Annotated in this window: 11 protein-coding genes; 6 read left to right on the forward strand and 5 right to left on the reverse strand. The window is 71.4% G+C overall.

What is annotated here, in order from left to right; translation table 11 throughout:
• Positions 1-200 precede the first annotated feature (200 nt).
• Positions 201-2,660 (forward strand): DNA gyrase/topoisomerase IV subunit A, encoded by a 2,460-nt coding sequence (locus ACZ4WH_RS17945; protein ID WP_468181407.1) that lies wholly within the window; start codon positions 201-203, stop codon positions 2,658-2,660.
• 165 nt (positions 2,661-2,825) lie between these two features.
• Here the strand turns inward: ACZ4WH_RS17945 and ACZ4WH_RS17950 are convergent, their stop codons facing one another.
• Both ACZ4WH_RS17950 and ACZ4WH_RS17955 read right to left on the reverse strand, forming a co-directional pair.
• Positions 2,826-3,893 (reverse strand): CobW family GTP-binding protein, encoded by a 1,068-nt coding sequence (locus ACZ4WH_RS17950; RefSeq protein WP_468181408.1) that lies wholly within the window; start codon positions 3,891-3,893, stop codon positions 2,826-2,828.
• A 245-nt stretch (positions 3,894-4,138) separates the two neighbouring features.
• Positions 4,139-5,305: a citrate synthase/methylcitrate synthase gene (locus ACZ4WH_RS17955; protein ID WP_468181410.1), complete on the reverse strand. Its 1,167-nt coding sequence runs from the start codon at positions 5,303-5,305 to the stop codon at positions 4,139-4,141.
• 124 nt (positions 5,306-5,429) lie between these two features.
• Between ACZ4WH_RS17955 and ACZ4WH_RS17960 the strand changes: the two genes are divergently transcribed.
• From ACZ4WH_RS17960 to ACZ4WH_RS17975, 4 genes are all read left to right on the forward strand, one after another.
• Complete coding sequence (locus tag ACZ4WH_RS17960; RefSeq protein ID WP_468181412.1) at positions 5,430-6,686, forward strand: citrate synthase; 1,257 nt, start codon at positions 5,430-5,432, stop codon at positions 6,684-6,686.
• Between the two features lie 53 nt (positions 6,687-6,739).
• Positions 6,740-7,681 (forward strand): sucrase ferredoxin, encoded by a 942-nt coding sequence (locus ACZ4WH_RS17965; protein ID WP_468181414.1) that lies wholly within the window; start codon positions 6,740-6,742, stop codon positions 7,679-7,681.
• Between the two features lie 207 nt (positions 7,682-7,888).
• On the forward strand, positions 7,889-9,568 hold the full coding sequence (locus ACZ4WH_RS17970; RefSeq protein ID WP_468181416.1) for an ATP-binding protein: 1,680 nt from the start codon (positions 7,889-7,891) through the stop codon (positions 9,566-9,568).
• Complete coding sequence (locus ACZ4WH_RS17975) at positions 9,565-10,245, forward strand: response regulator (RefSeq protein WP_468181418.1); 681 nt, start codon at positions 9,565-9,567, stop codon at positions 10,243-10,245. Before ACZ4WH_RS17970 ends, ACZ4WH_RS17975 begins: the two co-directional genes overlap by 4 nt.
• A 43-nt stretch (positions 10,246-10,288) precedes the next feature.
• Here the strand turns inward: ACZ4WH_RS17975 and ACZ4WH_RS17980 are convergent, their stop codons facing one another.
• The 3 genes from ACZ4WH_RS17980 to ACZ4WH_RS17990 all read right to left on the reverse strand — a co-directional run bounded on the left by ACZ4WH_RS17980 (position 10,289) and on the right by ACZ4WH_RS17990 (position 13,080).
• Positions 10,289-11,347 carry an ABC transporter substrate-binding protein gene (locus tag ACZ4WH_RS17980; protein WP_468181420.1) on the reverse strand — a complete coding sequence of 353 codons (1,059 nt, stop codon included), beginning with the start codon at positions 11,345-11,347 and terminating at the stop codon, positions 10,289-10,291.
• A 64-nt stretch (positions 11,348-11,411) separates the two neighbouring features.
• A complete protein-coding gene (locus ACZ4WH_RS17985; protein WP_468181422.1) occupies positions 11,412-12,275 on the reverse strand; it encodes an ABC transporter permease in 864 nt (287 codons plus the stop codon).
• Entirely contained in the window at positions 12,265-13,080 is an 816-nt protein-coding gene (locus ACZ4WH_RS17990) for an ABC transporter ATP-binding protein (protein WP_468181424.1), read from the reverse strand. The genes ACZ4WH_RS17985 and ACZ4WH_RS17990 overlap by 11 nt, the downstream gene beginning before the upstream one ends.
• A gap of 158 nt (positions 13,081-13,238) precedes the next feature.
• Between ACZ4WH_RS17990 and ACZ4WH_RS17995 the strand changes: the two genes are divergently transcribed.
• Positions 13,239-13,931 carry a response regulator gene (locus ACZ4WH_RS17995; RefSeq protein WP_468181426.1) on the forward strand — a complete coding sequence of 231 codons (693 nt, stop codon included), beginning with the start codon at positions 13,239-13,241 and terminating at the stop codon, positions 13,929-13,931.
• The last annotated feature ends 8 nt before the right edge of the window (positions 13,932-13,939 follow it).

The following is a 13,939-nucleotide window of genomic DNA, read 5'->3' on the forward strand; positions in this document are numbered from 1 at the left end:
GCCACTGTATGCAAAGCGTGCGGGGCCTCGGCGAAGTTCCCGCGGGACGTACGCCCACAGCGGATTCCGTGCCCCGCCCAGGACCCGGCCCGGCTCCCCGCAGGTCCTCCGGAACCGGGTCGTGGCACGGGTTGTCAGTACCTCGGTCCACAATGGTCGGCGTCAGTTCCGTCCATCCTTTCAGCAAGGAGCCGGCAGCGATGGCCCGCCGCAGCACGAAGACCCCGCCGCCCGACGATTCGTTCGAGGAGAGGATCCTCGACATCGACGTCGTGGACGAGATGCGTGGCTCCTACCTGGAGTACGCGTACTCGGTCATCTACTCGCGCGCCCTGCCGGACGCCCGTGACGGCCTCAAGCCGGTGCACCGCCGGATCGTGTACCAGATGAACGAGATGGGCCTGCGCCCCGAGCGCGGCTATGTGAAGTGCGCGCGTGTCGTCGGCGAGGTCATGGGCAAGCTGCACCCGCACGGCGACGCGTCGATCTACGACGCCCTGGTGCGCATGGCGCAGCCCTTCTCCATGCGCGTGCCGCTGGTCGACGGCCACGGCAACTTCGGCTCGCTGGGCAACGACGACCCGCCGGCCGCCATGCGGTACACCGAGTGCCGGATGGCCGAGGCGACCGGCCTGATGACCGAGTCGATCGACGAGGACACGGTCGACTTCGCGCCGAACTACGACGGCCAGGAGCAGGAGCCGGTGGCGCTGCCCGCCGCCTTCCCGAACCTGCTGGTCAACGGCTCCTCGGGCATCGCGGTCGGCATGGCGACGAACATGCCGCCGCACAACCTGCGCGAGGTCATCGCCGCCGCCCGCCACCTGATCCGGAACCCGAACGCGGACCTGGACGCGCTGATGAAGCACGTCCCGGGCCCGGACCTGCCCACCGGCGGCCGGATCGTCGGCCTGGACGGCATCCGGGACGCGTACGCGACCGGTCGCGGCACCTTCAAGATGCGCGCGACGGTCTCGGTCGAGCCCGTCACCGCCCGCCGCAAGGGCCTGGTGGTCACCGAGCTGCCGTTCACGGTCGGCCCCGAGAAGGTCATCGCGAAGATCAAGGACCTGGTCAACGCGAAGAAGGTCCAGGGCATCGCCGACGTCAAGGACCTCACCGACCGCGAGCACGGCCTGCGCCTGGTCATCGAGATCAAGAACGGCTTCGTGCCGGAGGCGATCCTGGAGCAGCTGTACAAGCTGACCCCGATGGAGGAGTCCTTCGGCATCAACAACGTCGCCCTGGTCGACGGCCAGCCGCTCACCCTGGGCCTGAAGGAGCTGCTGGAGGTCTATCTGGACCACCGTTTCGAGGTGGTCCGGCGCCGCAGCGAGTTCCGCCGCGGCAAGAAGCGCGACCGGCTGCACCTCGTCGAGGGCCTGCTGACCGCGCTGGTCGACATCGACGAGGTCATCCGGATCATCCGGTCCAGCGAGAACTCCGCGCAGGCCAAGGAGCGCCTGATCGAGCGCTACTCGCTGAGCGAGGTGCAGACGCAGTACATCCTCGACACGCCGCTGCGCCGGCTCACCAAGTACGACCGGATCGAGCTGGAGGCGGAGAAGGACAAGCTCACCGCGGAGATCGAGGAGCTGACCCGCATCCTGGAGTCGGACACGGAGCTGCGCAAGCTGGTCTCGGCCGAACTGGCCGCCGTGGCGAAGAAGTTCGGCACCGACCGGCGCACGGTGCTGCTGGAGTCCGCGGGCGCCCAGGCGGCCACCGTCCCGCTTCAGGTGGCCGACGACCCGTGCCGGGTGCTGCTGTCCTCGACGGGCCTGCTGGCCCGTACGGCGACCGACGAGCCGTTCCCGGAGGCCGCGGGCGCCAAGCGCGTCAAGCACGACGTGATCGTCTCGGCGGTGCCGGCGACCGCGCGCGGGGTGATCGGCGCGGTGACCTCGGCGGGCCGGCTGCTGCGGATCAACGTGGTCGACCTGCCGCAGCTGCCCGAGTCGGCGACCGTGCCGAACCTCTCCGGAGGGGCCCCGCTGGCGGAGTTCGTCTCCCTGGAGGACGACGAGACGGTGGTCTGCCTGACCACGCTGGACGAGTCGTCCCCGGGTCTCGCGCTCGGCACCGAGCAGGGAGTCGTCAAGCGCGTGGTGCCCGACTATCCGACCAACAAGGAGGAGTTGGAGGTCATCACGCTCAAGGAGGGCGACCGGATCGTCGGCGCGGTCGAACTGCGCACCGGCGAGGAGGACCTGGTGTTCATCACGGACGACGCGCAGTTGCTGCGCTTCCAGGCCTCCATCGTCCGCCCGCAGGGGCGCCCGGCCGGCGGCATGGCGGGCATCAAGCTCACCGAGGGCGCGAAGGTGATCTCCTTCACGGCGGTCGACCCGGCCGTCGACGCGGTGGTGTTCACGGTGGCGGGCTCGCGCGGCACGCTGGACGACTCGGTGCAGACGACGGCCAAGCTCACCCCGTTCGACCAGTACCCGCGCAAGGGCCGGGCCACGGGCGGCGTGCGCTGCCAGCGGTTCCTGAAGGGCGAGGACTGCCTGTCGCTGGCCTGGGCGGGCCCGGTGCCCGCGCGCGCGGCGCAGAAGAACGGCACCCCGGCGGACCTGCCGGAGCCGGACCCGCGCCGGGACGGCTCGGGCACGTCGCTGCCGAAGACGGTGTCGGTGGTGGCGGGACCGGTGCTGTAGGCGGGGCCGGTGCTGTAGGCGGGACCGGTGCTGTAGGCGGGGCCGGTGCTGTAGGCGGGGCCGGTGCTGTAGGCGGGGCCCGGGCGGGCTCTACGGGGCTCTCTCGGAGGCCTGGGCCCGCTCCGCGCACGGCGCTGAGCGGGCTCCGGGCAGGCTCCGCGGTCTCTAGGCGGGCGGGTCCTCCACGTCGGCTTCCGCTTCGTCCGGGCGCCGTACGTAGCGCAGGACGCCCCACATGCCGTGTTCGTCGGCGTGTGGGGCGTCGTTCCCGCACGCCTCCAGTTCTTTGCCGAGGGTGTCCGCATCGATGCCCGCGCCGATCAGCACGAGCTGGGTGACGCGGTCCTCGCCGGGCCCCCAGGGCTCCGGGTAGAAACGCAGGAACCGGCCGACGGCGTGCACGGCGTAGCGATTGAGCGGGTCGTACGGCCCGAAGTCGACGTATCCCTTGATCCGGTACAGCCCCTCGGGCCGGCTGTCCAGGAACCGCATGAGCCGACGCGGCTCCAGGGGCACGTCGGCGGTGAAGGACAGGCTGTCGTAGCCGGTGTGCAGATGCCCGGCGTGGTCGTCGGCGTCGTGGTCGTCCAGGTCGTCGAAGGACAACTGCCCGATCCGCTCCTCGCTCGGCCGGCAGTCGAAGAGGAACTCGGGGTCGATCCGGCCGTAGGTGGCGGGGACGACGGCTGCGCGGTCGGTGAGCGAGCGGACGAGTCCCACGATCCGCTCGGCGTCGTCCGTGCGGTCCAGCTTGTTGACGACGACCAGGTCGGCGAGGGCCAGGTGCCGGTCGATCTCGGGGTGCTTGGCCCGGGTGTCGTCGAACTCGGCGGCGTCCACGACCTCGACGAGGCCGCCGTAGACGATCCCCGGATGCTCGCTGGCGAGCACCATGCGCACGAGTTCCTGGGGCTCCGCCAGTCCGCTGGCCTCGATGACGATCACGTCGATCCCTGTGCCGGGCGCGGCGAGCCGGTCCAGGTAGAGGTCGAGTTCGCTCGCGTCGACGGCACAGCACAGGCAGCCGTTGCCGAGCGAGACGGTCGCGTCGCCCAGGGCGCCGGCGACGGCCATCGCGTCGATCTCGATGGCCCCGAAGTCGTTGACGATGGCCCCGATCCGGCTGCCTCCGCTGCGGTGCAGCAGATGGTTGAGGAGCGTGGTCTTCCCGGAGCCGAGGAAACCGGCGAGCACGACGACCGGGATCTGCTGCGGGCTACCGCTGTTTCCCAAGCTGTTCCCCAAGCTCTTCCCCAACGGGCGACCTCTCTGACGTACCAGCGCGCACCGGCTCGCGGCCCGGCACGCGGACGGGCATGGACCGAGCGTCAAGGATACGAGCGGGACGGAACCCGAAGGGGTGCGGCGGTCGGGGCGGGGATACAGCGGGCGGCGCGGTGGTACGGCGGTCGGCGCCGGGATACAGCGGGCGCTGTGGCGATACGGTGGTCGGCGCGGGGATACGGCCCTCGGCGCGCTCACTCGGCGGCGGGCACCGCCACCTTCGGCTCCGGGCCCACGTACCGCGCCACGGGGCGGATGATCTTCGAGTCGGCGGCCTGTTCCAGGATGTTGGCGCTCCAGCCCACGACCCGTGCCGCCGCGAAGGTGGGGGTGAACATCTCCCGGGGCAGACCGCAGAGTTCCATGACCACACCGGCGTAGAACTCGACGTTCGTGTGGAGTTCTCGGCCGGGCTTCAGCTCGGCGAGGATGGCCTCCACGCGGCGCTCGACCTCCACCGCGAAGTGGACCCGCGGGCCGCCGAAGCCGAGGGCGATCTCGCGCAGCATCCGGGACCGGGGGTCTTCCGTGCGGTAGACGGCGTGCCCGAAGCCCATGATCCGGTCACCGGCGAGCACCCGCTCGCGGATCCAGGCGTCGATCCGGTCGGGCGTGCCGATCGCGTCCAGGGTGTCCAGGGCCCGGCTGGGCGCGCCTCCGTGCAGCGGCCCGGACAGGGCGCCGACGGCACCGGTCAGGCAGGCCGCCACATCGGCGCCCGTGGAGGCGATGACGCGTGCGGTGAAGGTTGACGCATTGAATCCATGATCAATGGTTGAGATCAGGTATTGCTCGACCGCACGGGCCCGGCGCGGATCCGGTTCCGAACCCGTCAACATGTACAGGTAGTTGGCCGCGTACGACAGGTCCTCGCGCGGCTCGACCGGGTCAAGCCCCCGGCCGAGCCGGTACAGCGCGGTGAGCAGGGTGGGTACGGCCGCGCAGGCGGCCACGGTGTCGGCGCGCCGCCGGTCGGCGTCGATGTCGTACACCGGCCGGAAGCCCTGCGCGGCGCCGAGCAGGGACAGCGCCGTGCGCAGTCCGGCCAGCGGCCCGGAGCCCCGGCCGGCCGCGGCGATGGCGGGCAGGGCCGCGCGGATCTCCTCGGGCAGGCGCCGCAGCGCGGCGGTCTCGGCGGCGAACGCGGCACCGCGCCGGGCGTCCGGAAGGGTGCCGTGGACCAGGAGATGCCAGACGTCCTCGAAGCTCCGGGTGCTGGCGAGGTCGACGGCCGAGTACTGGCGGTAGTGGTAGAAGCCCTCCCGACCCCGGACGTCACCGATCTCGGTCTCGGTGACGACGACGCCGGCGAGACCGCGCGGGGCGTCGATGAGCGGGGTGGCGGTGATGTCGATGGCCATGGTTTTCCTCGCTGGGCTTGACCGGAACTTGATGCGACTGTCCATGCTTGACTGTTTTCTTGTCAACATCGATCCAATCAATACATCGCCATCAATATGTCCAGAGGCGACTACGGTGACCCCCATGCGCGATCACGACACCGCTCCCCACCGTCCCGGGCGCCGGCTGAGCACCAAGGAGACCGCCGAACTGCTCGGCGTGAAGCCCGAGACGGTCTACGCGTACGTGAGCCGTGGCCTGCTCAGCAGCAGACGCGAACCCGGCGGCCGCTCCAGCACCTTCGAGGCCAAGGAGGTGGAGGCCCTCGCCCGCCGCAACCGGCGTGAGGCGGCCGGGAGTCCGGGCTCCGGCGGGGACCTGTCCGTACGCACCCGGATCACGCTGATCGAACAGGACCGGTACTTCTACCGGGGCGTGGACGCCGTCGAACTGGCCACCCGCCACTCCTACGAGGAGGTCGCGGAGTGGCTCTGGACCGGCCGGCTGACCCCTGGGGTGACTCTCTCCGCACCCGAGGCCACCGTCGAGGTCGCCCGCCGCGCGGTGGACGCCCTGTCCGAACACGCCTCCCCGGTCGACCGGTTGCGGGTGGCCGCGATCGCCGCGGCGGCCGAGGACCCGCTGCGCTTCGACCTGTCCGAGGACGCCGTGCTGAACACCGCGCGCATCCTCATCCCGACCCTCGTCGCCGCGCTCCCGCCGGCCCGGCCCGGCCACAAGGACGGCGGGCAGCTGGCGCAGCGCCTGTGGGGCCGGCTGACCGGCCACCCGGCCGACGAGGCGTCCCTGCGCGTCCTGGACACCGCGCTGGCGCTGCTCGCCGACCACGACCTGGCCGCGTCCACGCTGGCGGTGCGGGTCGCCGCCTCCGCCCGGGCGCACGCGTACGCGGCCGTCTCGGCCGGGCTCGGCGTGCTGGAGGGCCCGCTGCACGGCGCCGCCAGCGGCCTGGCCCACCGGATGCTCCTGGACGTGCTCGACCAGGGCACGGCGGTCCCGGTGATCGCCGACGAGCTGCGCGCGGGCCGCCGCGTGCCCGGTCTCGGCCACCGGTTGTACGCGGGCGAGGACCCCCGCGCGCGCGTGCTGTTCGACCTCCTGGAGCAGGTCCCGCGCGCGGAGTCCGCGCTGCTCGCGGCCCGTGACATCGTCGCCACGACCGCCCGGCACACCCCGCTGCACGCCAACGTGGACCTGGCCCTGGCGGTGTTCACCGCGTCCAGCGGCATGCCGGCCACGGCCGGCGAGACGATCTTCGCCGTCGCGCGGACCGCCGGCTGGATCGCCCATGCCCTGGAGGAGTACGGCGAGCGCCCGCTGCGCATGCGCCCCAGCGGCCACTACGTCGGTCCGCGCCCGCCGCAGCCCCTCCCGGAGTAGGACACGGCCGGGCCGGAAGTCGCCCCGGGGAAAGTCAGGTTAGGCTCACCTCTGTGAGTAGGTGTGCGACCGTCTCCCGGAGCCTTGACGAGCCGGTTTCCGGTACGGCGGCCACGGCGACGACGTGGCTGCTGCTGGAACAGCCCGGCCCGTGGGGCGCCAAGGCGCTCACATCCAGTCACCTGGACCCCGCGCTGGGCCGGGCGCTGGAGGCCGCCGCCGACGGAACCGGCGTGCGGATCGCGCTCATCAGGCGCCCCGGGCGCCACGCCGACCCCGGTACGCCCCCGATCCGGCAGGTGTACGCCGCCCACACCGTTCCGGGGCGCGTGTGGCTGCACGGCGCCACCACGCGCGATCCGCGGCGGCTGCTCGACCTGGACTTCGCGGCCCTCGGAGAAGGCGACCACCGTTCCTTCGGCGCGGCGCTCGGCGGACGGCCGCACCGGGGTGATCCGCTGGCGCTCGTGTGCACCAACGGCAAGCGCGACCGCTGCTGTGCCCTCCTGGGCCGCCCGCTCGCCACGGAGCTGGTCGCCTCGGGGGTGCGCGGCGTCTGGGAGGTCACCCATCTGGGTGGACATCGGTTCGCGCCCACGGTGCTGGTCCTGCCGTACGGCTACGCCTACGGCCGCGCCGAGGCGCACACCGTCAAGGAGGCCCTGCACGGCGTCCAGGAGGGACGTGTGGTCGTGGAGGGGTGCCGGGGGTGCTCCGCGTGGGAACGGCCCGGCCAGGCGGCGGAGCTGGCCGTCCGGTCCGCCGCGGGCGAGTACCGGGCGGGCGTGCTCAGTGTCGTACGGACCGACGAGGCGGCTCCGGGCTGGGAGGTCACCGTCCGGCACGCCGACGGCCGCCGGTGGCGGGTCACCGTGGCGCAGGGCGCGTCGCTGCCGCCCCGCCCGGAGAGCTGTGGCGCGGCGCTGCTCGGCGCGCCCGCGCGGATGGACGTGGTCGAGGTGCGCGAGCTGAGACCGACGGCACTGGCGAGCTAGCCGAGGGCGGGGGGCCGTCAGGCGCGGGTGCCGCCATGGGCCGGGGCACCACCATGGGCACGAGGGCCGTCATGGGCACGAGGGCCGTCATGGGCACGAGGGCCGTCATGGGCACGAGGGCCGTCCACCCCTGATCAACAGGTGGATCAAGAGATCCACACCACACCCGCTGGGGTGCGTCCGGTCGCCCCACGTACCGTCATGGGTATGAGCCCCACTCCCCCCGCCCGTCGGCTCCGCCTCGGCCTGCCGCGGCGGATGTTCTCCCAGGTGCTGCTGATGCAGGTGGCGATCGCCGCGGGAGTCGCGGTGCTCGCGACCGGGCTCTTCCTCGCGCCGCTGAGCAAGCAGTTGGACCAGGAGGCGATGCGCCGCGCGCTGGCCATCGCCGAGACCACCGCTCAGGACCCGGAGATCGCCGACGGCGTCCTCACCACCCCGCCGACCAGGAACGGCCCGGTGCAGAAGGAGGCCGAGCGGATCCGGCGGGCCACGCACGCCGAGTACATCGTGGTGCTGGACCGGAACTGGGTGCGCTGGTCACACCCCACGGCCTCGGAGGTCGGCCGGCGCGTCTCCACCGACCCCAGCGACGCCCTGGCCGGCAAGGAGGTCATGGAGATCGACAGGGGTACCCTGGGGCGCTCGGCGCGCGGCAAGGTGCCGCTGTACGACGCCGACCACCGCATCGTCGGCGCGGTCTCGGTCGGCATCGCCTACGACAGTGTGCGGGCGCGGCTGATCAGCGCGATCCCGGGCCTGTTCGCGTACGCCGGCGGTGCGCTCGCGGTGGGCGCCCTGGCCGCCTGGCTGATCTCGCGCCGGGTCCAGCGGCAGACCCGGGACCTGGCCTTCTCCGACATCTCGGCGTTGCTCGCGGAGCGCGAGGCGATGCTGCACGGCATCCGGGAGGGCGTGGTCGCCCTCGACCGGGGCGGCCGTATCCGCCTGCTGAACGACGAGGCGCGGCGGCTGCTGGGCATCGGCGACGAGGCCGCCGGACGGACCCCGGACGAGGCGCTCGGCGCGGGCCGTACGACGGACGTGCTGGCCGGCCGGGTGACCGGCACCGATCTGCTCACCGTGCGCGGCCATCGCGTGCTGGTCGCCAACCGCATGCCCACCGACGACGGCGGCGCGGTGGCGACCCTGCGCGACCGCACCGAACTGGAGCAGCTGGGACGCGAACTCGACTCCACGCGCGGGCTGATCGACGCCCTGCGCGCCCAGGACCACGAACACGCCAACCGCATGCACACCCTGCTGGGGCTGCTGGAGCTGGAGATGTACGACGACGCCGTGGAGTTCGTCGGCGAGGTGGTCGGGGACCACCGGGCCACCGCCGAGCAGGTCACGGAGAAGATCCAGGACCCGCTGCTGGCCGCACTGCTGGTCGGCAAGGCGACCGTGGCGGCCGAGCGCGGGGTCGCCCTGTGGGTGTCGGAGCACACCCGGCTCCCGGACCGGCTGATCGACCCCCGGGGCCTGGTCACGGTCGTGGGCAACCTCGTGGACAACGCTCTCGACGCGGTCGCGGGCACACCGCACGCGCGCGTGGAGGTCGAGTTGCGCACGGAGGGCCGTACGGTCGTCCTGCGGGTGCGCGACACGGGCCCCGGCATCCCCGAGGACCAGCGGGAGCTGATCTTCACGGAGGGATGGTCCACCAAGAAGCCGCCCGCGCACGGCAAGCGGGGCATCGGTCTGTCGCTGGTGCGCCGGCTCGCTGAGCGGCAGGGCGGGAGCGCGGCCGTGGGCGCGGCGGCCGGCGGTGGCGCGGAGTTCACCGTGGTCCTGCCCGAGGCACTGACCGAGCCGGAACTCGAACCGGCCGTGCCCGAAGGGTCTCTTGAGACCGCTGCCGTCGCCGAGGAGGAAGCCCGATGATCGAGGTCCTGGTCGTCGACGACGACACCCGCGTCGCCCGGGTCAACGCCGCCTACGTGGAGAAGGTGCCCGGCTTCCATGTGGCCGGCGAGGCGCACAACGCGGCCGAGGCGCTGCGTCAGGTGGAGGCGCTGCCCGAGCTGGATCTCGTCCTGATGGACCACTACCTGCCCGACGACACGGGTCTCGCGGTGGTCCAGGAGATGCGCCGGCGCGGCCACCAGACCGACGTGATCATGGTGACGGCCGCGCGGGACGTGTCGACCGTGCAGGCGGCCATGCGGCAGGGCGCGTTGCAGTACCTGGTGAAGCCGTTCGCCTTCGCCGGTCTGCGGGCGAAGCTGGAGGCGTACGCCGAGCTGCGGCGCACCCTGGACGGTGGCGGCGAAGCCGAGCAGGCGGAGGTGGACCGCATCTTCGGCGCCCTGTCCGCCCCGTCGGAGCCCGGGCTGCCCAAGGGGCACTCCCCCACGACGGCCGAGCTGGTGCGCCAGGCGCTGCTGAACGCCGAACGCCCCCTGTCCGCTCAGGAGATCGCCGAGCGGACCGGGGTGAGCCGGCAGACCGCCCAGCGGTATCTGAAGCTCCTGGAGCGCACGGGCCGGGCCCGGTTGACCCTCAAGTACGGCGACGCGGGCCGCCCGGAACACCGTTACGTGTGGGCGACCCGCGCCTGAGCGCGTCACGTGTGGACGGACACACGTGGACCGGCGCAACGGTTCACTTGACCGCCTTGACGAACTCCGTCGTGTAGGTCTTGCTCAAGTCGACCTTCGCGTTCTTGATGTTGGGGTTGAACGCCTTGAGGACCTTCTCGACGGTCTCGGGACCGTCCTGGGGCATCACGCCGTCGTCGGTGAACATCGGCAGGGTGCTCTTGATGGCCTGCGCGTACAGCGCCTTGTTGCCCTGGGAGTAGTCGGCGGGCATCTTGGCGGCGATCTCGTCGGCGCTGTGCGTGGACATCCACTTGAGCGTCTTGACGAATGCGTTGACCAACTTCTGGACGGTCTCCTTGTGTCCGTTCACCCAGTCCGTCTGCATGTACAGACTTGACGAGGGGTACGGCCCGCCCAGCGCTTCCTGCGACCCCTCGGGGGTGCGCATGTCGATGAGGATCTTCCCGGCCTTCTTGTCCAGGAGCGTCGCGACGGTCGGGTCGGTGGTCATGCCGCCGTCGATCGCGCCCTTCTGGAGCGCCGCGATGAACGTGGGCCCGGCCCCTACCGCGACCGGCGTGAAGTCACTGATCTTCACTCCGTTCTTGACCGCGAGGTACTTGGTGAGGAAGTCGGTCGAGGAACCGAGCCCGGTCACGCCCAGCTTGCGGCCCTTGAAGTCCTTGGGCGAGGTGAGGTCGCCGGCGGCCTTGTCGGAGACGACCTCGACCTCGCCGGGCGCGTGCGAGAACTGCACGACCGACTCCACCGACTTGCCCTTCACCTGGAGGTCGAGGGTGTGGTCGTAGAACCCGACCGCTCCCTGCACCTGGCCGGAGACGAGCGCGGTCTCGGCCTGGACCCCGGCGGGCTCGCTGAGGAGCTGGACGTTCAGCCCCTCCGCCTGGAAGTAGCCGAGGCGCTGGGTGAGCATCGCGGGCAGGTAGATGACCTTGTCCAGGCCACCGACCATGATCTTGACGCTCTCGCCCTTTCCGCCGCCCCCACCGCTGCCGGTGTCGGCCGTGGAGCTTGCCGCGTCGTTGGCGCAGGCGGTGAGCGAGGAGAGGGCGAGCAGTCCGGCGGCGGCCAGGGAGGCGTATCTGGCGGTCTTGCGCATGCGGGTTCACGTCCTTGTGAGAGGGCGGTGCGGGAAGGGGCGCGGGGGGTGACGAGGGGACCGGTCAGCTGTCGGAACCGGTGGGCTTCCAGCGGAAGACGCGGTGCTCGACGAAGGTCAGCAGCCCCTCGGCGACGAGGGCGACGACGGCGAGGATGACCATCGCGGCGTACACGCCGGCCGCGTTGAAGGTGTTCTGCGACTGCGAGACGAGCAGGCCGATGCCCTTGGTGGCGCCGATGTACTCGCCGACGATGGCGCCGATGAGCGCGAAGCCGAAGCTGACGTGCAGGCTGGTGAAGATCCAGGAGGTGGCCGACGGGATGACCACCTGGAGGGTCACCCTGCGGTCGCTCGCGCCCAGGATGCGGGCGTTGGCCACGAGGTTGCGGTCCACTTCCCGGGCGCCCTGGAAGGCGTTGAAGAACACCGGGAAGAAGACGAGCACGACGGCGGAGGCCACCTTGGAGGACGGCCCGAGACCGAACCAGATCAGGAAGATGGGCGCCAGCACGATCCGGGGAATCGAGTTGAGCACCTTGATGTATGGACCAAGAACCTCGGCGAGCAATCTGATCCGCCCGAGCGCGATACCGAGCAGCACACCGGCGACCACACCGATGACCCAGCCGAGCAGGGCCTCGTACAGCGTGTACCAGATCTGCTCGCCCAGGGAGCCGAGTGCTGTCCCGTGGGTCACCCAGGTCCAGATCTGGTCCCAGATCTTCGAGGGCATCGAGAAGTTGAACGGGTCGATGACCTTGGCGCGGGACAGCACCTCCCACAGTCCGAGGACGGCCACCAGGAGCACCACGCGCACGGCGTTGACGAGGAGCTTGCGCCGGCGTGCGGCCTGGGCGCGGGTCTGCGCGCGATCGGGCGTCTTGACGGTGTCCACGACCGGAGTGCTGAGGACCTCAGGCGACATGGGCGGCACCCCTCTCGCGGGTGATGCGGACCTCTTCGCCGAGGGACTCCCAGATCTCGCGGTAGATCTCGATGAACCGCGGCTCCAGCCGGACCGACTCGACCTTGCGCGGGCGGGGCAGGTCGATGTCGAAGACCTGCTTCACGGTCGCGGGTCCGGCGGTCATCACGACGACCTTGTCGGCCAGCGCGATGGACTCCTCCAGGTCGTGGGTGACGAAGACGACGGAGGCGCCGGTGCCCTCCCACAGCTCCAGCAGCTCGTCCGACATCAGCGCCCGGGTCTGCACGTCGAGCGCCGAGAACGGCTCGTCCATCAGCAGGATCTCGGGGTCGTTGACGAAGGTGGCCGCCAGGGCGACCCGCTTGCGCTGGCCGCCGGAGAGCTGGTGCGGATAGCGGTCCTCGAAGGCGGTGAGCCCCACGCGGGCCAGCCAGTCGCGGGCCCTCTGCTTGGCCTCCGCCTTGGGTACGCCCCGGAAGCGCGGGCCCGCCATGACGTTCGACAGCACCGTCCGCCAGGGGAAGGTGGCGTCCTGCTGGAAGACGAAGCCGACCTTGTCACCGACCCCGTCGACCGGCTCGCCGGCCACCAGCACCTCGCCGTCGGTGGGCTCCTCCAGGCCGCTGACCAGGGTCAGCGTGGTGGACTTGCCGCATCCGGTCGGTCCTACGACGGCCACGAACTCGCCGCGCTCCACGGTGAGGTCCAGACCGCGCACGGCCGTGTGCAGTCCCCCGGACGGGGTTCTGAAGGTCTTGCTCGCGCCCCGCAGCTCGATGGCGGGGCTGGTGTGTGCGCTCATGGGCCGGGACGGTAGGTGTGGCCCCGGCCACAGTAGGAGTCTTGTGAGCACAAGCCGTTCTTTTGCTCGCAAGAACCTGTTGTGCTCGTTTTGCTCGCGCTACAACTGCGGAGCCGAACACGGGCTGAACGCTCGCCGGCCTTGTAAGGAGAGGCCTGATGATTGACGTCCTGGTGGTCGACGACGACTTCCGTGTCGCTGAGATCAACGCCAAGTACGTGGGAAAGGTTCCCGGCTTCCGGGTGGCCGCCCGTGCGCACAGCGCCGCCCAGGCCCTGGCCGCCGTGGAGCGCGGCTCCATCGACCTGGTCCTGCTCGACCACTACCTGCCGGACCAGACCGGCCTGGAACTCGTGCACCGCATGCGGGAGCAGGGCCACGGCACCGACGTCATCATGATCACGGCGGCCAGCGATGTGACGACCGTCCAGCAGGCGATGCGCCTGGGCGCCCTGCACTACCTGGTCAAGCCGTTCACCTTCGCCGCGCTGCGCACCCGCCTGGACTCCTACGCCGCCCTGCGCCGCACGGTCGACCGGGTGGGCGGCCGGGGCCTGACGGGCCAGGAACAGGTCGACCGGATCTTCGGCGCCCTCCGCACCGCCCCCGCCCCTTCCGCGCCCGGCCTGCCGACCGGTCACTCGGAGCCCACGACCGACCTCATCTGCGGTGTCCTGCACGGCGCCGACCATCCGCTCTCGGCCCATGAGGTGGCCGCCCGGACCGGACTGAGCCGCTCCACCGCCCAGCGCTACCTCCGCCACCTCGAACAGGCGGGCCGTCTCCGCCTCTCCCTGAAGTACGGAGACACCGGCCGCCCGGAACACCGGTACGCATGGGTGGCGCCGTAGCGAGGCTC

The sequence above is a fragment of the Streptomyces sp. NPDC029138 genome (assembly GCF_055564375.1).